Raw genomic sequence first — 23,728 nt, forward strand, 5'->3', positions numbered from 1 at the left:
CCCAGGGCCGTACCGCCTGTCCTGCCCCATTGCCGGGGCAACGGGGCAGGGTTCGCAGGTAATTGACGTCAGGCGACGCGCGAGCCGGACTGCCCGATGCTCACGCCGTCAGCGGTCGGGAAGGGCCACGGCGAGTGCGGGCTGGTTGGGGCATTCACGGCGGCCATATCGGGGAGCGTGTCGTTGATGTGCTCCACTCCAGTGCCGGTATCGGGTTCCGTATCGGCATCGTCGCCGTCCTGTGCGGCGGTGCCTTCTGCGCCGTCGTCGTCCGCGTCACCCTCGTTGTCCCCGTCATCCTCGTCCCCCTCGTCATCCCGGACACCCCACGCGGGGGCGGCGGGAATTTCCCGGTCGGTGAAGACTTCCGGCACCCAGGCGACTTTCGCGAGGCGCAGTTCGGCGGCGGCTGCCGCGTCGGCCTTCTTCATCTTTTCGAGGTCCGCTGCGGCCTTCGGTGACACGGCTGTGGCGACGACCTCGGCGATGCGCGCCTTGCTGACGTGGTCGAAATACGTGGCGCGGGTCGGCGTCCAGTACCGCGTCATGTCGAGGTTCAACGCTCCCGCGAGCGCGTTGATCGCATGGGGTCGTTCTTCGCCCGTGATCCCGTCGAGCAGGGTGCCGGTGCAGAAGGCGAGCAGATCGAGCAGGGTCGTGCCAGGGTCCTGCTGGACAAGCCAGGGCAGCAGGTCGATGCGCTTCGCGGGCAATTCTGCAATCCATCGCGTGCGTTGCGCCTCGACGGCGCTCCACGCGGGGCTGGTGCCCAGGTCGTCTGCGGCCCGCAACAGGCTGTCCTGGTTATTGGTGCCGGTGAGCGCGAGGAAGTCGGGCGTGGACGCGCGCCCGAAGTGCTCGGGCAGTGCCTTCGGCACCAGGTAGTGCAGCAGGGCAGCGAGCGCCACGGTGGGCTGCGCGACCAGTTCTGCATGGATGGCAGCAGTGCGGTGCGCGGTGAGGCGCTGGCAGAGCTTCGCGCTGTGAATGGGTCGGACCTTCGGTGCCTGTGCGGATACCGGATCGTGCGCCTGTGCCTCCGGCGTGCCGGTCACGTCTGCGCCCGCCGCTTCGAGGACGCTGGCGTCCTCGCGCCGCACGAGGCCGCGCTCGATGACCAGTTCACCCTGCGGTCCGACGATGACGAATGCGCCCGCCCCGGCCATCTGCGTTTCGTCCCATACCAGTGCGACGCTTTCGAGGGCGACAAGCGCCGCATTGACGCGTTCGATTTCCTCGTTGAGGCGGTCGGCTTCCTCGTAGGCGCTCTCGTCGTCCTCCGAAAGGGCTTCGAGTTTTTCAGCCAGTTCGTCCTGCTGTGCGGTGAGGGCATCCATCTGCTGCTGCTCGTTGCCGGTGTATGGGCGCTGCACCGGGCGCAGCCTGCCGTAGCGGTTCAGTTCGAGGAAGTCGCGCTCGACACGTGTCTCGATCCAGCCCCAGCCTTCGGCGCGGACTTCTTCCGCAGCGGCATCGAGCTTCTGCGCGGCGAGCTTCTGCAGCAGTTCGGCGTCTGCGATGTAACCGGCGTTCTCATCATCGCTGAAGAGGTCACGCCTCACGTACCCGCCCGCTGCTTCATAGGCGGCGAGGCCCACGAAGCGCACGAGGCGGCTGCGGCTCGCATCGATTTCGGCGCGCGTGATCGCCTGACGCAGATAGTTCGGCTGGCGCTGCCATTCGTTCGCATCGAACCAGATGTGTTCCTGCGTTTCATGGTCATCCGCGAGGGCGAGGGCGGCAAGCTGGTCGAGCGTGATCGCATCCTCGCGCAGCAGGCCGAGCAGCCTTGGTGACACGTTGGCGAGCTTCATGCGGCGCTTCACGGTAAGCGGCGACGCGGAGAAAAGCGCAGCGATGTAATCGACGCTGCGCCCTTCCTCGGCCAGCATCCGGTAGGCGCGCAGCACGTCGAACGGATCGAGTCCTTCGCGTTCGCTGTTCTCGATCAGCGAAATGGCGAGGGCTTCGCCATCGCTGACGATGCGCACCGGCACCGGGTAGTCGGCGGCGATGTGTTTCTGCGCATACAGGAGGTCGAGCGCGGCTTCGCGGCGCTGGCCCGCGCAGACGCCGTATTTTCGCTGCTTGCCGCGCCCGCCCTTCATTTCGTGAACGACGAGATTCTGTAACAGGCCCTTCGCGCGGATGTTGTCCTAATGGCAAGCTCGCCATTACGCCGATTATGAGAAGGAAACCGTAATGCAAAGGAGCGACGTCAAGTGCCTGATTCAGCACGCTGGCGTGTACCGACACTTAACATTATCTGCTCAGCGCTGCCATGATTCTCTGGTCTCTAACCCAAGGAGATCATCGTGTCGCAATCAGATTACAGTTTCTGGCTTGATCGGCTGAAGCAGTATCTCCAGGATGAGCGGTACGGAAAATCGGTCGTGAGAAAGTACCCGCATGCTGTGCGCCGCTTTCTTCGCGACGTGGCTCAGCATGGACAGGCTCTCGAAGCCATATCTCCAACTGACGTTGGACAGTATCTTGACCGCCTTCGTACACGCGACCAGCATGCGCTCTCAACGTTTTCGCGAAACGAAAACCGGATGGCGATCCACATGTTGTTACGCCTGGTTCACAATGGAGATTGGCCGACGCAGACGATGCGCGATAGCGCTGAGGATGTCGCCATACACCAAGTGGTGGCCGAATACGACGCGTGGATGACGGAGGTTCGCGGGCTGTCCGCAGGCACGCGCCAGCACAATAGATTCGAAGCACGTTCGCTCTTACGATGGCTGGACGATCATGGCAAGAACCTCACCACTGTAAACGTTGCTGATCTCGATGCATACATCGCATCGAGAGTCGCCTCCATGCGGCGCCGGACCAAGGGGACGATGGTAGGCACGCTGCGCGGCGTATTGCGATATCTGCATAGTAGTGGCCGGATGTCCATCGATCTCTCGGTGGCGATCGAAGCGACGTCTGCATATGCGATGGAGGACATTCCATCAACGATCCGCCCGGAAGATATCGACTGGGTCCTCGACATTGTTCGACGTGATTGCTCACCGCTGGGTCGTCGCGACTATGCCCTGCTGACGCTGCTAACGACCTACGGCCTGCGCGCAGGGGAAGTCCTGGGTATGTGTCTGTCGGACGTCGATTGGCATCGTGAGAGGCTTCGTATCCAGCACACGAAAACTGGGAGCTGTTCAGAATTGCCCCTGATGCGCCTTCCGGCTGATGCGCTATTGGACTACCTTTGCCATGGGCGCCCCGTAACAACGCAGCGCCTCATCTTTTTGAGGGGACGCGCACCATACCAGCCGCTATCGGGGAGTGCTGCCCTTCATAGCATGATAAGTCGTCGGTTCAGGGCCGCCGGAGTTTCGCTACCGGGCAAACGCGGACCACATGTGCTGAGACACAGCCGTGCCGCGTCACTTCTCAGCGGTGGTGTATCAATTAAGGTGATCGGCGATGTCCTCGGACATCGCAGCGAACGGTCGACGGCCGTCTACCTCAAACTGGCGACCGATGATTTGATGGCGATCTCGTTGGATCTTCCACAGGGAGCGGCGTCATGAATACCAGAGAGAACGTCAGCCGGTTCCTTGACACGCAGTCGATCGGACCCGAATCATGCAGACATTACCGTAGCATCTTGCTGGAGTTCGAAGAATCACTGTATGGAAGGATGTCCGTCACCGATCAGGCTGGGACAGTACCGTTACGCGAGTGGTTGAAGCAGGAAACCCAGCGGCTGTCATTGAGAAATGTGATCTGCCGAATTCGCGTGATTGCCCGTTACCTCAAGTGGCGCACGGCGGAAGGGGGATGTTCCCATCCCTTGCTGGAACTGCGCGCACAGTATGGTGGGCACTTGGGGCCGATCGTCTGTGCCTTACTGGAAAGCGACTACGAAAGTGCTTTGCAGCGACTGAAACCATTGTCCGAATGGGGCAGCGTGCTTGGTCCGATGATGTGCGAGCACGTTGCACGGATGCAGTCACTGGGCTACCGATACGAGGCCCGTATGGGCGATCTACGATACTTCGACCGGTTTCTGCAACAGCATCCTGATCTGGCAACTGCCAAACTTCCCCAGCTACTTGATGCCTGGAGTAAAGAAAGCAACCGCATACGCCATCAGTTCCGAGTACAGCAGTGCGGGCTCATACTATCAAGGGCACTACGTCGGAAGGACCCGGCAGTCTCGATCATGCCAGTCGCGGCGGGACTATATAGCCGAACAGTCGAGCAAGAACGGCGTCCCTATGTGTTCACCGAAGCTGAGATCCGAGCGTTGCTCGATGCCGCCCGAGCGTTCCCGTCCCCGAGATCTCCTCTGCGACCAATTGCTTTGCATGCGATGATCACTTTGGCGTATTGCGCGGGCTTGCGTGTGGGTGAGATCGCCGCCCTGAGGTTGCGGGACCTGGATCTGAAGTCCGGACTACTCGAAGTTCGAGAGACGAAATTCTTCAAATCGCGCCGTTTGCCACTGGCACCCAGTGCGCTTAACGTATTGCGCGCCTATGTAGCTGACCGCGCCGCTTCGGGCGCACCGGTCGAGGAGGACGCCCCGATGTGGTGGGCGTCGCTATTACGATGCGGATACAGTCGAAAGACCATAAAGGAGCTTCTGCGCTGCGTGATGCGTCGTGCCGGGTTAAAGACTGAACATGGACGCCAGGGGCCGAGGCTTCACGATATCAGACATACATTCGTCGCGCATCGGATGACGCAATGGTATCGGGATGGCGTGAATCCACAAGCCCATCTGCCGTATCTCGCTACCTACCTTGGCCACAAGGACATCGGCTCGACACTCGCTTACTTACATAGCACCCCGGAGTTGCTTCGGCAGGCGAGCGAACGGTATCGGCAACACAGCGTCGACGTGCTGCGTGCGCAGGGGGATGCATCATGAACAGGGAGTCTCTCGCGTACTGGCTGCATGCCTTCTTCCATGAGTGGCTTGCGGAGCAACGCAACTGTTCGCGGCACACGGTCTTGTCTTATCGCGATGCCTGGAAACTCTATTTGCAATTCGTGGCCAGACGACACCACCGTCCAGTGAGCGCGCTCAAGCTGGATGAACTGACGGCCGACGAAGTTCTAGCGTTCTTGAAACACAGCGAGTCGGAGCGGCGTACCTCGATCGGCACGCGCAATTGCCGGCTAGCGGCGATTCGGTCATTCTTCCGATTCGTTGCGGATCGTGAGCCGTTGTCGGCCATGCAATGCGCCGCGGTATTGTCCATCCCAACCAAGAAGGGTCCCAAACCTGAACCCGATTACCTCGACGGCGATGAAGTAGCTGCGATTCTGCGCCGGCCGGACCGCTCGACGCCCGAAGGGCAACGCGATCATGCTCTCCTGGCCTTGTTATACAACACTGGAGCACGTATCCAGGAGGCGCTGGATGTCTGTCCCAGCAACATCCGGTTGACGGCGCCGGCTCAGGTCAAGCTATACGGCAAAGGGCGCAAGGCGCGAATATGTCCGCTCTGGCCGGAAACAGCGGCATTGCTCAAAGCCCTTCTCGAACGGCAGCCTAGACCCTATAACGAACCGCTGTTTGTCAATCGATATGGCGGACCACTCAGCGCGGCTGGTGCGCGATTTAAGCTCGCACAGTACGTGCGAGCCGCCGCGTACGATTCGCCGTCGCTGCGAAAGAAACGCGTACATCCGCATACGTTCCGCCATACCGCTGGTGTCCAAATGATAGCCGCCGGAGTCGACGTTACGGTGATCAGGAACTGGTTTGGGCACGTCAGTCTCGACACGACGAACCACTATGCTCGAGCCAACATCGAGACCAAGCGGCTCGCCCTTGAGCAGGTAGATCGCTCGACTCGACCTGGTAGCCCACCGCGATGGCGGCGTAACCCAAACTTGCTTGCCTGGCTCGACGCCCTGTGATCTTGCCGTAATGCGAAGCAATGTGCCCTTTGATACCCACCAAACATACTTCCTGAGGCCAGGTTCGCATTACGGCATGCTTCTCATAATTCGCGGCGAGTCCCTCAATGCCTGAGAGCGGTCGGGTGCGGGCGTTCAGCGGCGAAGGGTGCAGGCTCGAATACGGCACGGCGATGACGGGTTGTTCATTGCCGAAACTGGTTTCAAGCGGCGTGGCCGGTTCGGCGGGGTCAACGACAGGGGTTTCGACTTGGGCTTGCATGACTGACTCCAGAAAGTTGGAAAGATGATTCCGGGTCGGTGTTGCAGAAGTGATCAGGACTTGACCCGGAAAGGAGTCCTGATCAATGAATGGTGGGTGGCGCGGTACGCCGCCCGGTGGTCGCTACGACTTCATCTGCCGCATGGCGTCAGCGAGCATCCACAGCGCGCGATTGAGCTTCACGTTCTGGTCGATGCCGGTGATGGGGCGCGTGGACATGGAGCGTCCGCTGCGCGAGCGTCCATGCAGGCCGCCCTTGGTGAGGTTTTCCTGCGTTCTCTGGAATACGGTCCAGAGGTCGTCCCGGCGGTCCTCGAAGCGACGCGGGGCGAGCAACTGGCTTTCGGTGACGGGGGCGGGTGCTTCGGTGTCGGACGGGTCGTAGCGCAGCGCGAGGGCGGAGCGCGCGAACGCGTACTGTTCGTCGCGGTCGAGCGTGACGGCTTTCATGCCGTCCTTCTGTTCGCGGATCAGGTCGAAGCCGTCGAGCACATCGAACGCGCCGTTGATGACGTTCTGCACGATGTTGCCCCTGTGCGGGACGCGGACCTCGCCGATGGTTTCGCCCGCAACCATCCCGTTCTGGCAGACGAAGCGATAGACGCCACCGAGTAACTGGAATCCGCTGGACCCATCGTTACGCGCAAGAGAAAAACAATGGACATCCGCTGTGGCCTTGAAAATACCGGAGTCAACTGTCGGCCAGGTGTCCATCTGATTGGATGGTAAAAGTGGACAGAATGGCCGTCGGAGTGTCCATCTCAATCTAGCTCGAATGCAAGGGCAGGACGCTACCGCCACGCAGCGCGGCCAGTTCTTTGCGCAGGCTGAATACCTGTCGCAGTAGTGCGAGCTCCCGGGCCAGCGACTCGTCAAGCTGTGCCTGCAAATCCTTTGCGTCGCCTTTCGCGCGGTTCAGACGATCGTTCAGTTCAAGCTTAGGTCGCTCGGCTACGGCGTTGGCCGCGTCGATCGCTTCGATCAGTTCAGCGAACTGCGGGCGTGACTTCTTGATGCAGCCCTTCTTGCGGCCAGCCTCGATCGCCACAGTGTCGTTGTTGATACGCGCACCCTTGCGCTTCTTCAGCCGCTCAAGGGCGGCGTAGTAGTCGGCCATCGTTTCGCTCATGTTACCTCCGGTTTGATCAGTCTCTCCTGCGCATCAAGCAGTCGTTGCAGCGTCCGGACCTCGATACGATATTCGACGCTCGCATCGTCGACAGCGCGCAGCTTCCCGACCGTAACCTGCTGCGCCTTGATCACGCGCTGAAGCTTCGACGGCACGACCACGAGGTTACGGCAGTTCGACTCAAGACAATCCAGACGCATCCAGTCGAGCGGTGTCGACTTGCACGGTTCGATGCTGGCACAGCCGCCCAGCACCGTCTCGCGGTACGCCAGCTCGCCCTTCCTGAACATCCTCACCGTCTGGTCGCGCGAATAAACCGACACGGGCGAGGCCTGCACGGCACGGCTCTGCGTCCACGCTGCGTGCCCGCCGAACAGCCGCTCGTCGGAGAACAGCACCTGCTGGGCGTATGCAAGGTATTCGGACAGGCTCTGTGTCTCAACCCATTCCTTCGCGAAGTGGGTCCTGTCGATGTCGATGAAGCCCTTCGCGAACGCCGAGCCGCGGGCGTAGTACATGCTCATTTCCTGCGTGATGTGCTGCAACTGACGCTTGAGCGTCGGCAGTGTCACGAGTCCGCTCCGATGCGCGTAGAGGGCCAGGGTCCGGCGAAGCTGGTGGCGCGTGAACGGCCACTGCTGCCCGGGCGCGTACTTCGGTTCGTCTTCCCACGCGCGGTGCATGTCGACACGCTTCAGTTCGGCAATGTCCTCGACCGTGATCGTCGGGAAGACGCGCTCACGAAACGCTTCGACATCGAGATGCAGGGTACTCGCCCCACGGTTTGCCACGTACCCATAACGCAGACCCATCCGGCAGAACAGCAGGTGTGACCCGTCCGTTGATTCGGCGTAGCTCGGTGCGCCGTGCGCACGGTGAGCCTCGCCCGACAGCCGCTGCGCAAGCCGGACGGCACGAGCGGCGAGCGGGCTGGTCACCCAGCGCGCGCGCCTGGGACGACCACCCGACAGCTTGGTTGTGACGCCCTCGATGGTGTAGTGCGTCACGCCATCCAGACGGGTCTCGCTCAGGCAGTCGTACGGCAGGTTCTCCGCTTCCCTCGCGCGCATGCCGGTGAATGCCAGGATGACAAGCTGGCATAGCGCGCGGATCGACGCCACAAGCGACGACACGACGTAAGGGGAGTCTTTGCACCCGAAGTGCACAGCATTCGTTGCGACCGCTGCAGAGACGTCTGGATTCTCGCCGGCGTACACGCGTGCGAGGTAATCCGACAGGATGTCAGCGACGTCCTCAGCGACGCCGAGGTCATGCTCACAGGTCGACAGGAAGTGCTGATAGATCCGCGTCGGGATGACAGGGTATTGTGCGTATTCAGCGCGTTGCGCGAAGCGATCGAGCAGAGGCTTATGTAGTTGGGCCAGCGGCACACACAGTCCGGTGGTCCCGACGCCCAGACGGTGAAGCTGCACCAGAATTGAATGAAGGCGTTGGGCCTTCCTTTCCATCCCCGCTTGTGCCACATAGTCCAGAACAATGGGGACATTGGACAGCCCCTCGTAGAGCGTAAGCTGCCGTTCGGCGGCAAAGAATGCGAATTCCCTCAGATAAACCGAACGAGCCTGAAGCGTACTGGACGCCGGTACCATATCGGTTGCTTCATGCATCAGAAAGTACATGATCTGCTTCCACTGACGCGTGGTCGCCTCTGAAAGAGCACGGGTCACGCCGTCAGGCAGGTGGCCCCTAAAATGGAGGCCGGTGCTGCGCGGCCCAATCGCGTATGCGCCGATGTCCCAGGCGTCGTCACCAAACAGCGAAACGGCATTCCCAGCCTTGTCGCGCGTGACGACCGTATCATCCTCGATCCGATACCAGTCGGGGCGCTCTGCGATCGGCGTGATCAGCGTGTTGTTCATGCCACTCCCAGTTCGTAAAGCTGGTCGAGCTTGGCCGACCAGAACGCGTCCAGATTCCCTTCGATATCAACGTCGTGCTCGATCTGATCGACCAGCGCGGCGTCGCGCTTGCGCAGCTCATCCAGCAGGAAGTCAACGCGCCGCAGCACGGCGCCGAACGATGTGTCGTACTGCTCGATCGAGTCAGCACGCCCGCTCACGAGCCTGACGCAGTGACGGCAGCCCAGCAGCTTGCGGATGTCGGCGGCGTCGGCGTGCACGCGGTACTGGTCGCAGAAGAGACATCCTTCGGTCGAGCGGCAGTCAGGCTGTACGGTGACTGAAGCTGCGATCGGCGCAGGTTTGTGGAACTCGATGCAGACGCCCACCGCGCTCCTGATGCTGCCCGCCGGGTCGTTGCCGGGCTTCAGCACGGTCTTCTCGACCGAAGCGAGGAACGCGCCCATCTCGGCCTTGTGCGCGGCGTCTGTGCCGTTCGAGTATGAGCGCAGCGCCGTGGCCAAGGAGTGGCCCATCAGTCTGGCTGCGACGACAGGGTCGTGGTTGCTCACCGCCCAATCCTGCTTCGCCGCACGCCACTGACGTGCGGTAATGCGCGGTAGCACGATCCCGAGCGTATCGAGTCGACTGTAAAGCTGAGCCAGAAATTGAGTTGGGAGACCCATTGGCCGTCGTCGCTTTGCGTAATGCCCGGCTAGAATGAACAACGCGTCGCAGTCCGCGTTCTGCACCAGATACTCTCGCAACGCCAGATACGTCTTGAGCTTCGGCATGAAGCCCAGCGAGACGGTGAACGTCACCCCCTTCCCGCCTGCACGGTACTTGATCTCGCGAAACGTCTGACGTACAACTGACGTATCCTGCAGGCTCGCGACAAGCTCCGGGCTCCACTTCATGGCCAGCAGTTGCGCGAGGTTGACGCCCGTTTCGGCCAGGAACAGCGCGGCGAAGCAAAGGGTCGCCATTGAAGCGTGCGAGCGACGGATCGCTGATTGCGCATCCTCGTTCGCAGCCCTAAGATGTTTAGCCGCAAACGAGGCGATCATCCACGCACGCGCACGAGGATCTTTAGCGCCTGCCGCAGCCATGTGCGTCGCGATTTCTTCCCGCGTGCGCAGCTCCCCGGTCTCCAGGTTCCAGCCAAGCAGGTGGCCGTGCAAGTTGTCGTCTTCACGACGGTGGTGTCTGTGCGGAACTAGGCAAAGACTCTCGCCACGCGCCGTGCTTACGCGCACCGGGTACGACTTGAAGTCGAGCACCAGGGTGCTGATGCCGGTGAAGAGCGCGTCAGCCCACGCGAGCAGGGCGGCTTGTGCCTCGGTGTCAGGCACAGCAGTCGGCACAGAGGCATCCAGTTGGCGGCGCAGCACCCTCGCGTCGGTGCAGAAGTCGTCGTTTCCGAAAAACTCACGGAGCATCGACAACAGATTACGCTGATCGTGGCCGACGGAATTGCGGTTCAGATTGCCCAGCGAAACCTGTTCGCGTTTCTCGCGGAAGTAGCGATGAACTGCCTCCGCCGTAGCCTTCTCGTCACAAAGCACCTGATGCAAGCCCTGTCTGTCGGCCCAATTGACGAAATCAAGCACGACGCGCAGCGCTATCGAGATCGTTGCCGGACGCATCGCGCCAAGGGCCATACGCCCGGAAAGCTGCGTCACCAGCAGGCGTACGACCCTGACGCGTTCGATGCTGAAGCTCAGGATATCGAAAGTTCGTCGCGCGCGGTGCGAGCTTGACGTGTCACGCCTCAGGTAGCAGATCTGCCCGATATCGGAACGGCTGCTCATGCCTTCCCACTTGAGCAGCGCTCGCTCGGGGTGCAGCAGCATTGTGCCCTCCGCGAGCGGCATGTGCACTTCGTCGTAAAGGCGGTTCATACTGTCACCGCAGTGTCGAGGGTGCGTGTGACCAGCGTCGACAGGTGCGCACCCCAGCCATCCTGAACAGCATCGAACAGCTTACGATTCTCGCGGTAAGCGAGGTAGCGCTCGGTCGTAGATGGTTGTACGTGCCACATCAACTGTCGCAACTGATCGAGCGCCCGCGTGTAGCTCGTCTTGCTCGCTGTCATCGCGTCGACCGTATTGAGCCCAAAGGTCGCTCGCAGGTCGTGGTAGCTGAACTCATACCTGGGGTTGCCGAGCTGCACGCGCATCATGGGCAACAGTTCGTCCCTGATGAACTGGCGAACGGCCTGCCCGGTCTTGACATGGCGGCGCACCTGCGGGCCGGTGCTGAGCGGGCCACGCGACCCGCGGTCCTCGTAGAGCGGCGCACCGCGATGGCTTAGAAAGAGCGGCTGGTCGAAGTGATCGCCGCCGTCTGCCAGTTGGCGACGCTTGCGAGCTCGATCGCTGTGCACATAGATGTAGAGCCGCTCGTAGAAACCGCGCGGCAGGTGCAACACGCCCTTGACATCGCCCTTCGTGTCGATACCTGTACCTGGCCCGCAGGCGAGACGTATGTCGCCGCCGTGAAACTCGCCCGGCTTGCGCATTACGTGTTTCGCACGCACGGTCAGTACCGTCTGGATGCGAGCGCCAGTCAACAGCGCGAACAGATGAACGAGCGTCATCTCGGAATTGCCGAGAGTGGCTAACGATTCGAGCAGCACCGACTGCTCGGATGAGGGGAGCGGGCGCAGGCGACCGCCGTCCTGGATGTGATCGTCCCACGGGTCATCTGCGCGCCGGCCACTGATCGACAGGTCGGTGGTCTTGACCTCGATCGTGCTGCTGAAGCCCTTCTGGTCCCTGAACTCGATGAAACGGCCAGATTCGACCCACGGCGCGTTCGCAGGCTTGAAGCCCGCTTCTGCCATGAGCCAGCGATAGAAGCGCACCACGGCGCCCATACGGCGCCTGGCAACACCCGGAGAAAGTTCGCCAGCCTGCACGGCCAGCCTGATCGAGGCGCTGTAGCGGTAGGTTGGGCGTTGCCGCTTGTTCGCGGGGAACGTCAGCCAGTCGACGCCTTCGTCATCCAGGTAACGACGGAATGCCACCAGGTCGTCAGCGATGCTGGCGAACGTCAGCATGTTGGGCGAGGACTTCGACTCCATCATATCGATGAGCCAGAGGTTCGCCTCAGCCCACGGCGCACCGTCCGCGAGCCGGACAACGGGAAAGAGAGGGAAGCTACCTGCGATCCACCGCGGACGGGCGTCGCGCCGCTTGCCGGTGTCGGGGTCTGCGAGCGGGACCGTGTGATAGATGGTGCCGCCCTTGGGCATGGTGATGCTGATCGCCGCCGCACCTGGAGTGTCGCGGTTAGCGACCTCGGTCAGTGCCAGTTGCCGGATGGTGGTTCGTCTTGCCGTCATCGCCGAGATCCTCGTGCCGTGTTCGTGTTGATGGCCGTTTTAAAGCAACCTGAGAGTATCGGGAAATCGCTCTTGGCTTGCGCATACATCGTGCGAATTGAGGAGGATGACTTCGTTGACATCCTCGCCGGTAATTTCGCTCGCAGGACGCATGCGGATCAGATGCTTGGTGAATTCGCGCTTGTCCTGGGCGCGCACGCGGGTCTGGCACACCATGAACGGCTGGAAGCCTTCGTTGCGCAGACCGCGCAGCACGTCGATGGTGGGAATGTAGGTGTAGCGGTCGGAGCGGCTTTCGTGCTTGCCATCCGCGAAAATCGAGGGAGCAACACGGCGGATCTGGTCGTCCGACAGCGGCGAGTCGGAACGGAGCATCGGGGAACCGTAACGGAAGGAAGAAGCGAGTTGCATGACACTCTCCACAGCAAAAAGGTTGAGGGGTGTTGCGCTGACCGGGCCCCAAGATTCCGCCCGCCTCGTAGGGGTTGGGCTCGTCCCGGTGGAACCCGGGGTTTGGCAGTGGTGCCGCCAGTCCCCTGAGTTCGCGCCCGTGCGACTCAAGGAGCCGATGGCCGCCCGGTGTCAAGGAAAAAGGCGAGGGAGGGGTGCGGGCAACACGGTCCCTCGCCCCTTGACGCCGGGCGGCCATCGGCTACGGTCGCGGGTGTCGGGCGGGAACTCAGGGGGCAGGCGGCTGCGAAGCTCCGGGTTTGACCGGGATGAGCCGCCTCGCGGCGAGCGGGATCGTGGTGGCCGCCTGTGCGGCCACCACCTGATCAGGCTTTTCAGGGGTTGAGGTGTTGCGTCAGGGATTGAAGCCCGGCAGGGCCGGGACGCCGCAGGCGGCCCGGTGCGAATGCACGAAAGCCCGGCCCGAAACGTGAGTGAAGGGAGACGTCCGGCTGGCCGTCATGTGCAATACGATCGCCCGTCAGTCGGGTCGTTGTGGGCGATACGGTCCGCCACGCGCAACCAGAAGCCGGTGCCGCGTATGTCGCCAGACGCAAGGCCCGAAATGCCGGGCACGTCACATCGTTCAGGAGAACGAGTCTGGTCGGCCCCCGTGTGCAGCACGACATCCGCACGGCTGCGATCCAGGCGCTTGCTACAATGGCGGCCCCGGTCAAGCAACGACATAGTCATGCCTGTGCAGCCTGAGACTGAATCAACGGACGATGTCGATGTGGCGGACAAACCCCGTCGCCTGACACTTGCGGGCGCGCTCGCGCAACGGGAGCGAACGAGTGCGTTCACCGGCTCACGCATCCAGGTGGACGGCCTGGCGCTTGAGGTCGTGGAGATCGGGCCTTATACGGAAGAGGATGGCCGCATGGTGACGTTCCGCGCCCGTGCGGTTGGAAACGTCCGGCTGCAGGCGGGGGAGATCCTCACGACACCCTGGGGTGTCTGCCGGATCGTGAACTGATCTTGTACAGCGACGGGTGCCAGGCCGGTCGCAGGATTGCGGTACGGCATACGGGATATGAAGGTCAGATGCTGCCTTCGTGTTCGATGTCGAGAACTGCGCTTCGCCCGGGGGACGCACGACATGTTCGCATCCCACCCCGGCACGGAAAACGTCACTGGCGTGCAGTCTGCACCCTATGCGCCTGTTCCGCCTCGCGTTGATGCATGTCGACCGTCCCGTCGAGAACGGCGAATCCCTCCTCCCTATCGTTCACGTGCCACTTATATGGATGATCAGTCCCGTGCAGACGCACGCTGATGTCCAGCATCGTCGCGATGTCCAGTGCGCCCCATGCACGGCTAGCCCGGACGCCAGCGACTGTGCTTGAAGCGGCCGCGCGACACGACGGGTGGTGAGATAGCACAAAGGAGCTTCGGGGACGGTTCAGCGCCGCCGCGTGGCTGCCGTGCCTGTGAGCTGCGAGGGTGGAAAGCCAAGGGCATGCCGGAACATGGTGGAGAAGGCCGGCGCATTCGCATAGCCGAGTTCGGCGGCGACCACATGCAGCGGAACGCCCCGGCCGATGAGGTCGATGGCACGTGAGAGTCTCAACTGACGACGCCAGATTGCGAAGCTCGTATTCAGTTCGCTCTGGAAAAGCCGGGCCAACGTCCTGTCGCTTGCGCCGACCACGCGGGCCCACTCCTGGAGCGTGCGCTGCGAGCCCGGCTCTTCCATCATCGCCGCGCACAGCGTGCGCAGCCGCCGTTCCGTGGGCAACGGCAGGCCCAGGGGCAGCGTCGGTGCACCGCGAATTTCCTCGAGCAGCAACTGCATGGCGAGTTGCCGGTGGCGGGGCGAAGCCTGCGTGCTGGCGGCAAGTGACCCGGTCAGCACGCGCATCAGGTCTGAGACCTCGATGACCGAGCACGCATCAGAGGGTAGCGGGGACGCCCCCGGTTCGATGTAGAGGGCATGAAACTCGACGTGTCCGAGCATCACCACCTGATGATCAATGCCGGGCGGAATCCACACCGCACGCCAGAGCGGCACGATCCACATCATGCCGGGTGCGCTCACCCGGATGCTCCCCACGCGAGGGCAGGCGATCTGTCCCCATGTATGCCGGTGCCATTCGATGATGCCGTCCGACGGTGGCAGGCGCAGGTGCGCCATGACCGGCTCCCTGCGTGTCGGCACCAGTTTGGGCTGCGGGTCCCAGGCATCACGGCTTGGCATATTTTCGTAAGAAGATGTCTGTCAGTCGAATCATCGCCATTGTACGACTGCCTATGATGAAAGCAGTTCAGGAGCGAGACTTCAGACGGCGAGGGAGGAACGGGAATGGGTGATCTGAAGGCTGTCAGGGTCGACGCGGAAGGACCTTCGCACAGTCCGGCGCGCCGGTCACTGCATGCGCGTTACGGTGAGCTGATCGGCTCCGGCCTGCTGATCCTGTGGGTGGTCGCGGCACTTGTCCTGACGCGGTATGTGCCGCTCATCCGCGGTTATCCGGTGGCCATGTCCCAGGCGGCGATCCTTGTGTTCTTCACGGTCTGTTCATGGGCGCTGGGCCTGCTGAAGGAGCCTGTGACGACACTGCTGTTTTTTCTCCTGGCGATGCTGTTCAGTGTTGCGCCCGCACAGACCGTCTTCGCGGGGTTTTCGTCCCCCGCCTGGTGGCTGGTGTTCGGCGGCGCGATCACGGGCGTGGCGGTACGCGTGACGGGGCTCGCGGGCCGTTTCAGCAATTTCCTGCTGGCCGCGCGTATCGAGACGTACGGTCACTATGTTGCGGCGCTCGCGCTCGGCGCCGTCGCACTGGCATTCGTAATGCCATCGACGACGGGGCGGGTCCTGCTGCTCACCCCGCTCGCGCTGACCCTGGCCGACCGTCTGGGTTTTGAGGCCGGACGTCGCGGGCGCACGGGCCTGGTGATGGCGGTCGCGGCCGGAAGCTATATGCCACCGACGACGATCCTGCCAGCGAACATCCCGAACTCGGTGCTGCTCGGCGCGGCGCAGTCACTCTATGGCGTCCACCTGCATTATGGTCCGTACTTCCTGCTGCATTTTCCCGTGCTCGGCGCGCTGAAGACCGTCATCCTCGTCTGGCTGATCTGCCGGCTGTTTCCCGACCGTATCGAGCGCAGCTGCCGGCCGCAGCAGAACGGCGAGCGTCTGTCCCGACGCGAGTGGGCGCTCGCGGTCATCCTTGGCCTGTCGCTGCTGTGCTATGCGACGGACTTCTGGCACGGCATTTCGCCGGCGTGGGTGAGTCTCGCGGCCGGCGTGGCCTGCCTGCTCCCACAGACGGGCATCGTCCCAGTGAAGGACTTCACTGACCAGGTCCACCTTACCCCGCTCGTGTACGTCGCCGGGTTTCTGGGACTGGGCGCGCTGATCTCGGAATCGGGCCTCGGGGGCTGGGCCGCCGGTCTGTTACTGCAGTGGCTGCATATGACGCCGGGCCATGCACTCGCGAACACGATCTGGCTTGAGCTGATCGGAGGATTCATCGGACTACTGACGACGCTGCCGGGGCTGCCTGCGGTCCTGACACCGGTGGCGGGACAGTTCGCGCATGCGAGCGGTCTGCCGCTGTACACCGTGCTGATGCTCCAGGTACCGGTGTTCTCCACGGTCTTTCTGCCGTACCAGTCTCCGCCCATGATGATTGCGATGCATATGGGCGGGGTTTCCCTGCGGGACGGGACCAGGTTGTGCGTCTCGCTTGGCGCAATCACGGTGGTTGCCCTGCTGCCACTGGACTGGACATGGTGGAGGCTGCTGGGGGTGCTGTAGATGCACGGTGTGAGATGTTCCCCGCGGTGAGCGCGTCTGTTGCGTCAGATGTCCGGGCCGGAAAGGCCCGGGACCGGCGAGGGGCGAGCGTGCCTGCTCATGCACGCCGCGGCGCACCGCATGAGCAGGTGATGATCGCGTGGGCAGAACGCTATGCTGGATCTGAGACGATTGCGCTATTTCGTAGCTCTGGCAGACGAGTTGCATTTCGGGCGTGCGGCGCAGAGACTGCATGTCGCACAGCCGCCTCTGACTCGCCAGATCGGGCTGCTGGAGGCCGAACTGGAATTCCCGTTGTTCCAGAGAACGAGCAGGACCGTCCAGTTGACGACGGCCGGCAAGAGATTTCTGCCGTTCGCGCGAGCAATCGTAGAGGACTGTGTGAGGGCTGAAGACTACGCGAGGAAGCTCTCGCGGGGCGCCGCAGGACCGGTCACGATTGGGTATTCTGCCTCCGTATCCCTGAATGCCGGATTCGGCGCTGCACTGAGATCTGCCGCGTTACAGTTTCCCGATATCGAATGGACTCTGGTGGAGATGCCATCAGGCATCCTGAATGAGCGGGTTAGGGGCGGGCAGGTCGATATCGGCATATCGCGTCTCGCCCCACCGGCTGACCTGGGAGGCGTGCGCATCGAGCGGCACCTGCGGGAGCAGGTCGTCGCCGCCATCGCGCTGGATGATCCGCTGTCGATGCACGACACGCTGCGGCTTGAGTCGCTGGCGGACCGTCACATCGTGCTGTCGTCGGCGGGCCAGGCTTCCGGTTTGAATGCCCAGGTTCACCGTCTGTTCGAACGTCACGGATTGATGTTGAAGCCTGGCCCGGCTGCACCGCAACTGTCGTCGATGATGACACTGGTATCGGCGGGCCTTGGCATCGCCCTGCTGCCGGCATCGGCTGCCATGCCGTTGCGCGCGGGCGTGCGGTACATGGCTGTCTCGGGGGACGAGGCTCACATCGACGGATTTGTGATTTGCCGCGAGGAGCAGTTGCCACCCCCGCAAGCTACCCTCCTGCGATTCTTCTTCAATCACACAGCGCTGGACAATCTGCCTTCGGCGGAAGTGGTAGCGGCGGAACAACAGGGTTCCCGCCCGGCCTGCTGCGATCAATCGTGACTGCATTAACAGATGCCCGCATGCCAACGGGCTGTTAAAGCAGTCACAGAAAAAGTATCGATCCCGACGAAATCTGTATTGGTCGTGACTCTACCCGTCCTGCTATAAAGATCTTGCCTGCTTTCAGTGCGTTTTATGCGGCATCACTGAGCATGAAAACCGCGACATTCGTTTTGAATGAGAGTTGGGATGAGACAGGCATGCGGGTCAATGACCACGCCATGGACCGTTCCGAGGCAATCATTGCTGGTCCCGAATGAGAAAGGGGTATTGTCATGAATGCGCGTGTGAGAGAGCGCGACCTTCGCGCGCCAGCGCTTACAGAGAGCGATTGGACGCAGGTGTTCCATGCTCTGCTGGCAGACGCGGAATCGCCTATGGTGCGTGCAAAGGCGAGGGAAGCGGTCAGCCGGGAAATCGCAACGGTCGGGTTGTCGTGGACAGGAGGTGATGCAAAGCGCAGCCTGAAGCCGGGTTCCCTTGAGGACATGCTTGAGGTGAGCAGCGCTGTGTGCAATCAACGCGCGGCCGGCGTCAGTGGATGGGTGGACAAACTTGATGATCGAGGCTGGCGGTTGCTGCTTCGCCAGTATGCCCCCATTGCCGTGACCGAAGGGAGCTGGATCCAGTATGCCTTTGGGCCGTTGCGATCCCATACTGCGTCGAGTGCAGCCTTGCTGCGTGCTCATTCGCTTTATGCCGGCTATGGTAGCTGCTCGGCCAATAACGGGCATCGATATCTGGAGTCGCTGTACGGACTGGGCATCGCACTTCCGCCCGTAACGACATGGGCATTTGCGAACGACGACCAGATAGCGACTGCGGTCTGGCGCGAACCCGCCATTACACTTGCATTGTCGGAATTTCCCGAAACGTTTTTGCCAGAAATACTCGGCTATAACCTGTTTCGCGCAGTGTATGGGCTATGCCCGCTTATCCGTGCCGCCGAAGGTTTTGTCCGGGGACAGGGCGCTGCCATTGCCTACTGGCAGTTTCACAGTTCGGAAGCGATGAGGATGCAACTGGTTGAGGCCGCAACGGTGGCGATCCAGGCATACCTCGAAACGGGTACCGCAGTGAGCGGACTGGACGAAATGAACCGGTCTGCCATCGAACGCATCGGGACCGGTCTCGCGCTCGCAGAGTTGTTGACGGGACACTGGCTGGACACGGTGGCGGGCTTGGTTGATCGGGGTGGGCTCTCGCCGCGTGCACAGATGTTGGCACTTGTCAGACGCAAGGCGTCGCACGCGTTTGGCTACCATCGTCATCCCCGTCTTCGAGGACACACCATTGACGACTATCTGGACCCGCAGCATACCGATGCTGCAGCGTTGCTCGATGAACTGGCCAGGTCTCCCTATGTGAGGCCAGGTGAGTCGGGAAGAAGCCCGCTACTGACGAAGCTGGTGCAGTTCGGCGGTCCGATGTTCAGGATATTTACCCCGGCGGAGCTCGACACGATAGCGGTCTGGATCGACAGCCTGTCGAACGCAGATGCGTCTGCGGCCCAGGTGCGACGCGAAGCGGCTGGTGACATGCCGCGCAGCGTGCCTACACCCGCTGCCGGGATCACGCCGGCGCACAGCAGCAGTGCGCGCTACACAACCGCTTCCCCGGTCGACCGGGCCGATGGGCGTCGATACAACGTGCGGGAACTCTATCACCGCCTGCTCAATGTCGAGGCCTACCCGCAGGCACTCGAGGCGGGGGGGCAGTTTGCGTCCGAATGGCTCATCCGGACGGGCCTCGGGTTGGGCAGTGATGACCGCGGGCTGCCTTTCGAATCGTACAGTGCGAAGGCGCTAAAGACTTGGCTGGATGCGAAGCATCGGGAGCAGGTCGATTCGTATCAGGCTGACGCGGGCGCCATTACGCAGTCACGCGAGGAGGTCATCCACCAGTCGGTTCAGCTCTGTCCGATGGTGTTCATCGACGGAGGCTGGCTGCAACGGTTTTCGTCTGTGGTGTCCTGCGGGAGTGCGATCGGTTCATTGCTGTATCACATCTATGCAGACGAACTCGGCAATGGATCGGTCACGGAAAATCACCCGAATGTGTACCGTGAGCTCATGCGTCAGATGGGCGTCGAACTGCCCGGATTCGGCACACGTGAATTCGCGTTCTGGCGCGGCTTCGACGACGAGGCGTTCGATGTGCCCGTGTTCTGGCTGTCGATATCGAGATTCCCGCGGCGCTTCTTTCCTGAGTTGCTGGGCCTGAATCTGGCGATGGAATTGTCGGGCGTCGGAGGAAGCTACCGGCAGGGGCGCGATCTGCTCAGAAAGTACGGGTACAGCTCGGCGTTTGTCGACCTTCACAACACGATCGACAATGTGTCGACTGGCCACACGGCAATGGCTCTGCAGGCGATCACCCTGCACCTCGACGGTGTCGCGTCGCACAGTGAGGGGCGAGTGATTGACCGCGAGTGGCATCGCATATGGACAGGTTATCGCGCGTTGAAGCCCCCGGAAGGGGTTCGCGGCTGGGTACGTCTTGCTAGACACCGGGCAGCCGCATTACTCACGCGACAGCCGTAGCCAGAGCGAGTGCAGGCCACGAAGATATTTCACCGACCATATGGTGACTGCCATGACGGGAAAAGCGATCCTGGGTATCTCTGCCTACTATCACGATAGTGCCGCGGCCCTTGTCGTCGACGGGCGTATCGTCGCGGCAGCCCAGGAGGAGAGATTTACGAGGAAGAAGCAGGACAGCCGCTTCCCGACACACGCGGTCGAATATTGTCTTCGTGAGGGTGGAATCGGTCTTGGCGAGGTGCAGTCGGTGGTCTTCTACGACAAACCGCTGGCGAAATTCAGCAGGCTCATGCAGACGTACCTCGCGTTTGCACCACGCGGCTTCCCGTCGTTCTCTCAGGCACTACCGGTCTGGATGAAGGACAAGCTGCATGTGCGCTCGTCGCTGGCAAGGGGGCTCGCCGCGGTGTCCGGGTTGCCCGAAGCGGAACTGCCGCAGGTGCTGTTTTCGGAGCACCATCTTTCGCATGCGGCATCGGCGTTCTATCCGGGACCGTTCAGCCGTGCGCTCGTCCTCTGTCTGGATGGGGTGGGAGAGTGGGCGACGACATCCGCGTGGCTGGGTGACGGGACATCGCTCACGCCACTCTGGCAGGTCAATTTTCCGCATTCCCTCGGCCTGTTGTACTCGGCATTCACCTATTACTGCGGCTTCAAGGTGGATTCCGGCGAGTACAAGCTCATGGGGCTTGCGCCTTATGGTGTGCCGCGTTACCGCGATGTGATCCTTTCGAAGCTCATCGATCTCAAGGACGACGGCACATTCCGGCTCGACATGGCGTATTTCAACTTCGCCACGGGCCTGACGATGACGAATGACCGCTTTGCCCGACTGTTCGGTGGACCGCGCCGTGAGCCGGAGAGTCCGCTGACCCAGCGTGAAATGGACCTCGCGGCGTCGATCCAGCTTGTGACCGAGGAGGTCGTACTTCGCCTTGGCCGGACCCTGCACCGGGAGACCGGGGAGCGCTATCTGTGTCTGGCCGGCGGAGTCGCACTCAACTGTGTGGCAAACGGCCGGCTGCTGCGCGAAGGACCGTTTGAGGACATCTGGGTCCAGCCGGCGGCAGGCGACGCTGGCGGCGCGCTCGGCGCCGCGCTCGTAGCGCATTACGAGACGCCGGGTGTGACGAGAGCTGTGTCCGGGACGGCGGACGCCATGCAGGGCAGCTATCTGGGACCGGCCTATACCGATGAAGAGATCATGCGCTACCTGCAGTCAGTCGATGCGCCGTATTACCGGCTTGATGAAAGCGATCTGCTGGAATACGTGGCCGAGCTGCTGGCTGAAGGCAAGGTCATCGGCTGGTTTCAGGGGCGCATGGAATTCGGGCCGCGGGCGCTGGGGAGTCGCTCGATCATCGGAGACCCGAGAAGCCGGAGCATGCAGACGACGATGAACCTGAAAATCAAGTTCAGGGAGTCGTTCCGGCCATTCGCGCCGTCGGTGCTTGCCGAACATGTATCCGACTGGTTCGGGCTGGACCGGCCGAGCCCCTACATGCTCATCGTGGCGCCCGTTGCAGATCAGCGGCGCCTGCCGGTCGACCATGGTTACGAGAATCTTTTCGGGATCGCGAAGCTCAACGTTGCGCGCTCCACCATTCCGGCAATCACGCACGTCGATTATTCCGCCAGGATCCAGACGGTGCACCGCGAAACGAATCCCAGGTTTCACGGCCTGCTCACGAAGTTTTTTGAACGCACCGGTTGCCCGATGGTGGTCAACAGCTCCTTCAACGTGCGGGGAGAGCCGATCGTCGAGTCTCCGTCGGACGCCTATCGCTGCTTCATGAGGACGGAGATGGACTGCCTCGTGATGGGGAACTGTGTGCTACTGAAAGACCAGCAGCCGGTCCGCGAGACGGATACGGCATGGAAAGAAGAATTTGCATTGGACTGACCAGATCGCGGAGGCCGTGATATGCATGCATCCATTTCGATATCCGGGCGCCTGCTCGCGGGCGTCGTGTTTTTTCTGCTGCTGTCTCCGCTGGCGATCGTGTGTCGGCTCTGGTCCGATCCGCTGGCGAGGAAGTGGGAGCCGGCGATGGACAGTTATCGTGTGCTTCCCGACCGGCTGCGCCGGCTGGACATGTCGAGTATGTCGTAGCGGGAAATATCGCTCGAGGACAGAGGAGCATCATGACAGACGCTGCGGACGACATGGAGCGCATACGGTACGGGCTGACACCGCAGATGCGGGAGTATGACCGGCTGCTCGCGCGCGCGGCATTGCGCTGGTCTCCGCATATCATGTTCTTTCATCCGGCGCGTTATGTCTCCCACGTCGTGAATACGGATGAATTCGGATTTCGCCTTGGCATGGGCCCGGCAGGCGAGGCGAATTTCTCCCCTTCAAATCTCGCGGGTGCGCCCGAGGTAAACCTGCTGATCGGCGGCTCCGTCGTGATGGGGCTGGGCTGCTCGGGTGACCTCTCGACGATCCCCTCGATCCTGACACGCTCGGGTGTGGGCGAGGCACCGTGGATCAACATGGGAGGACGGGGCTTCACGTCGGCGCAGGAACTCATCCTCTTTCTGCTGATGCGCGATCGGCTTCCGGCGATCCGCCATATCGTCGTTCTCAGCGGCCTGAACAATCTCGTACTCGCGGATCCACGGAGTGAATTCGCAACGTCTCTGGGTGACTTCTTTTTCTCGCACGACTTCGCCACGGCGATGGCCGATATGAATGCCCGCTATCTGCCCCGCCGCCCGTTCTGGAAGCGGACGCGCAGACATGAGGTTGCGCTTCAGCGTGACGATGCGTGCCCCGGCGAAGAGTCCGATCCAGGCGAGCGCCTTGCGCTGGCCGTCCGGCAAATCGGGCGAGACCTGGGTCACTGGAGCTCGCTTGCCGCCGGGCTTGACTGCACGCTCACCTACGTGATGCAGCCCTTTGCCACGTGGATGGCGCGTGAGCCTCATGAACATGAGCGGGTGATCTTTGATTCGCTGGACCGCCATACGGGCGAGTCGGGCACCCTGGCTGGGATCCGCGGTGCGGCGACAGGAAAGCAGTTCAGGCGTGCAGTTGAGGTGCTGTGCAACAGCCACCGCGTGTCGTTCATCGACATGAATACCCGTTTGACGGCCGATCCGTACCGCGATCGCTGGCTGTTCGTCGATCGGGCGCACCTCACCGATACGGGATGTGAAGCGGTGGCGGAAACGGTTCACGAAGCGCTTCTGCAACTTCATCACCGTGCGTATTCATCGACGTAAAGCTCACTCCACAGGAGGGTATATGAACAGCTCAGGCCAGAAGTCCCAGGTAGCGCAACTCAGGTCAGCAAAGGACAATACGCCCCCCAGGCGGTCCGTGCTGCAGACGCTTCTTGACCGTATCCTGCGTCGCCGGCGGA

The 23,728-nt window shown here is 62.0% G+C and carries 16 protein-coding genes and 3 pseudogenes; 10 read left to right on the forward strand and 9 right to left on the reverse strand.

The window, feature by feature from the left end:
• Positions 1-68 precede the first annotated feature (68 nt).
• A complete protein-coding gene (locus tag BPHYT_RS01120) occupies positions 69-2,108 on the reverse strand; it encodes a ParB/RepB/Spo0J family partition protein (protein WP_238535611.1) in 2,040 nt (679 codons plus the stop codon).
• 207 nt (positions 2,109-2,315) lie between these two features.
• On the opposite strand from BPHYT_RS01120, the gene BPHYT_RS01125 reads away from it, so the two are divergent.
• The 3 genes from BPHYT_RS01125 to BPHYT_RS01135 are packed head-to-tail and all read left to right on the forward strand — an operon-like array spanning position 2,316 to position 5,886.
• Positions 2,316-3,542 carry a tyrosine-type recombinase/integrase gene (locus BPHYT_RS01125; RefSeq protein ID WP_012431319.1) on the forward strand — a complete coding sequence of 409 codons (1,227 nt, stop codon included), beginning with the start codon at positions 2,316-2,318 and terminating at the stop codon, positions 3,540-3,542.
• The gene (locus tag BPHYT_RS01130) at positions 3,539-4,888 is read left to right on the forward strand and encodes a tyrosine-type recombinase/integrase (protein ID WP_012431320.1); all 1,350 of its coding nucleotides are present in this window, start codon (positions 3,539-3,541) and stop codon (positions 4,886-4,888) included. The genes BPHYT_RS01125 and BPHYT_RS01130 overlap by 4 nt, the downstream gene beginning before the upstream one ends.
• A complete protein-coding gene (locus BPHYT_RS01135) occupies positions 4,885-5,886 on the forward strand; it encodes a tyrosine-type recombinase/integrase (RefSeq protein ID WP_012431321.1) in 1,002 nt (333 codons plus the stop codon). The genes BPHYT_RS01130 and BPHYT_RS01135 overlap by 4 nt, the downstream gene beginning before the upstream one ends.
• A gap of 385 nt (positions 5,887-6,271) precedes the next feature.
• Here BPHYT_RS01135 and BPHYT_RS01140 read toward each other — a convergent pair.
• The 6 genes and pseudogenes from BPHYT_RS01140 to BPHYT_RS01165 all read right to left on the reverse strand — a co-directional run.
• Positions 6,272-6,796 (reverse strand): annotated as a pseudogene (locus BPHYT_RS01140) (DUF932 domain-containing protein); the annotation flags it as partial.
• 118 nt (positions 6,797-6,914) lie between these two features.
• On the reverse strand, positions 6,915-7,277 hold the full coding sequence (locus BPHYT_RS01145; protein ID WP_012428291.1) for a hypothetical protein: 363 nt from the start codon (positions 7,275-7,277) through the stop codon (positions 6,915-6,917).
• Entirely contained in the window at positions 7,274-9,157 is a 1,884-nt protein-coding gene (locus BPHYT_RS01150) for an integrase (protein WP_012428290.1), read from the reverse strand. Before BPHYT_RS01150 ends, BPHYT_RS01145 begins: the two co-directional genes overlap by 4 nt.
• A complete protein-coding gene (locus BPHYT_RS39005) occupies positions 9,154-10,989 on the reverse strand; it encodes an integrase (RefSeq protein ID WP_238535612.1) in 1,836 nt (611 codons plus the stop codon). Before BPHYT_RS39005 ends, BPHYT_RS01150 begins: the two co-directional genes overlap by 4 nt.
• A gap of 44 nt (positions 10,990-11,033) precedes the next feature.
• On the reverse strand, positions 11,034-12,482 hold the full coding sequence (locus BPHYT_RS01160; RefSeq protein ID WP_012428288.1) for a site-specific integrase: 1,449 nt from the start codon (positions 12,480-12,482) through the stop codon (positions 11,034-11,036).
• Positions 12,483-12,524: 42 nt separating this feature from the next.
• Positions 12,525-12,893, reverse strand: a pseudogene (locus BPHYT_RS01165) (DUF932 domain-containing protein); the annotation flags it as partial.
• A gap of 730 nt (positions 12,894-13,623) precedes the next feature.
• Here BPHYT_RS01165 and BPHYT_RS01170 point away from each other — a divergent pair.
• Positions 13,624-13,908: a hypothetical protein gene (locus BPHYT_RS01170; RefSeq protein WP_012431324.1), complete on the forward strand. Its 285-nt coding sequence runs from the start codon at positions 13,624-13,626 to the stop codon at positions 13,906-13,908.
• Positions 13,909-13,972: 64 nt separating this feature from the next.
• Here the strand turns inward: BPHYT_RS01170 and BPHYT_RS39010 are convergent.
• Together BPHYT_RS39010 and BPHYT_RS01180 are read right to left on the reverse strand one after the other, a co-directional pair.
• A pseudogene (locus BPHYT_RS39010) lies at positions 13,973-14,314 on the reverse strand (cupin).
• Positions 14,315-14,334: 20 nt separating this feature from the next.
• Positions 14,335-15,066 (reverse strand): AraC family transcriptional regulator, encoded by a 732-nt coding sequence (locus BPHYT_RS01180; RefSeq protein ID WP_223274389.1) that lies wholly within the window; start codon positions 15,064-15,066, stop codon positions 14,335-14,337.
• Positions 15,067-15,234: 168 nt separating this feature from the next.
• On the opposite strand from BPHYT_RS01180, the gene BPHYT_RS01185 reads away from it, so the two are divergent.
• The 6 genes from BPHYT_RS01185 (at position 15,235) to BPHYT_RS01210 (ending at position 23,588) form a co-directional block, all read left to right on the forward strand.
• On the forward strand, positions 15,235-16,695 hold the full coding sequence (locus BPHYT_RS01185) for an SLC13 family permease (protein WP_012431327.1): 1,461 nt from the start codon (positions 15,235-15,237) through the stop codon (positions 16,693-16,695).
• Positions 16,696-16,848: 153 nt separating this feature from the next.
• A complete protein-coding gene (locus BPHYT_RS01190; protein ID WP_012431328.1) occupies positions 16,849-17,817 on the forward strand; it encodes a LysR substrate-binding domain-containing protein in 969 nt (322 codons plus the stop codon).
• 275 nt (positions 17,818-18,092) lie between these two features.
• Positions 18,093-20,360, forward strand: coding sequence for an iron-containing redox enzyme family protein (locus tag BPHYT_RS01195; RefSeq protein WP_012431329.1), 2,268 nt, complete (start codon positions 18,093-18,095; stop codon positions 20,358-20,360).
• Positions 20,361-20,412: 52 nt separating this feature from the next.
• Entirely contained in the window at positions 20,413-22,263 is a 1,851-nt protein-coding gene (locus BPHYT_RS01200) for a carbamoyltransferase family protein (RefSeq protein WP_039364586.1), read from the forward strand.
• A gap of 21 nt (positions 22,264-22,284) precedes the next feature.
• The gene (locus BPHYT_RS01205; protein ID WP_012431331.1) at positions 22,285-22,473 is read left to right on the forward strand and encodes a hypothetical protein; all 189 of its coding nucleotides are present in this window, start codon (positions 22,285-22,287) and stop codon (positions 22,471-22,473) included.
• Positions 22,474-22,505: 32 nt separating this feature from the next.
• Positions 22,506-23,588, forward strand: a complete 1,083-nt coding sequence (locus BPHYT_RS01210) for an SGNH/GDSL hydrolase family protein (RefSeq protein WP_012431332.1) — start codon at positions 22,506-22,508, stop codon at positions 23,586-23,588.
• The last annotated feature ends 140 nt before the right edge of the window (positions 23,589-23,728 follow it).

The organism is Paraburkholderia phytofirmans PsJN, from assembly GCF_000020125.1.
GTDB lineage: Bacteria > Pseudomonadota > Gammaproteobacteria > Burkholderiales > Burkholderiaceae > Paraburkholderia > Paraburkholderia phytofirmans.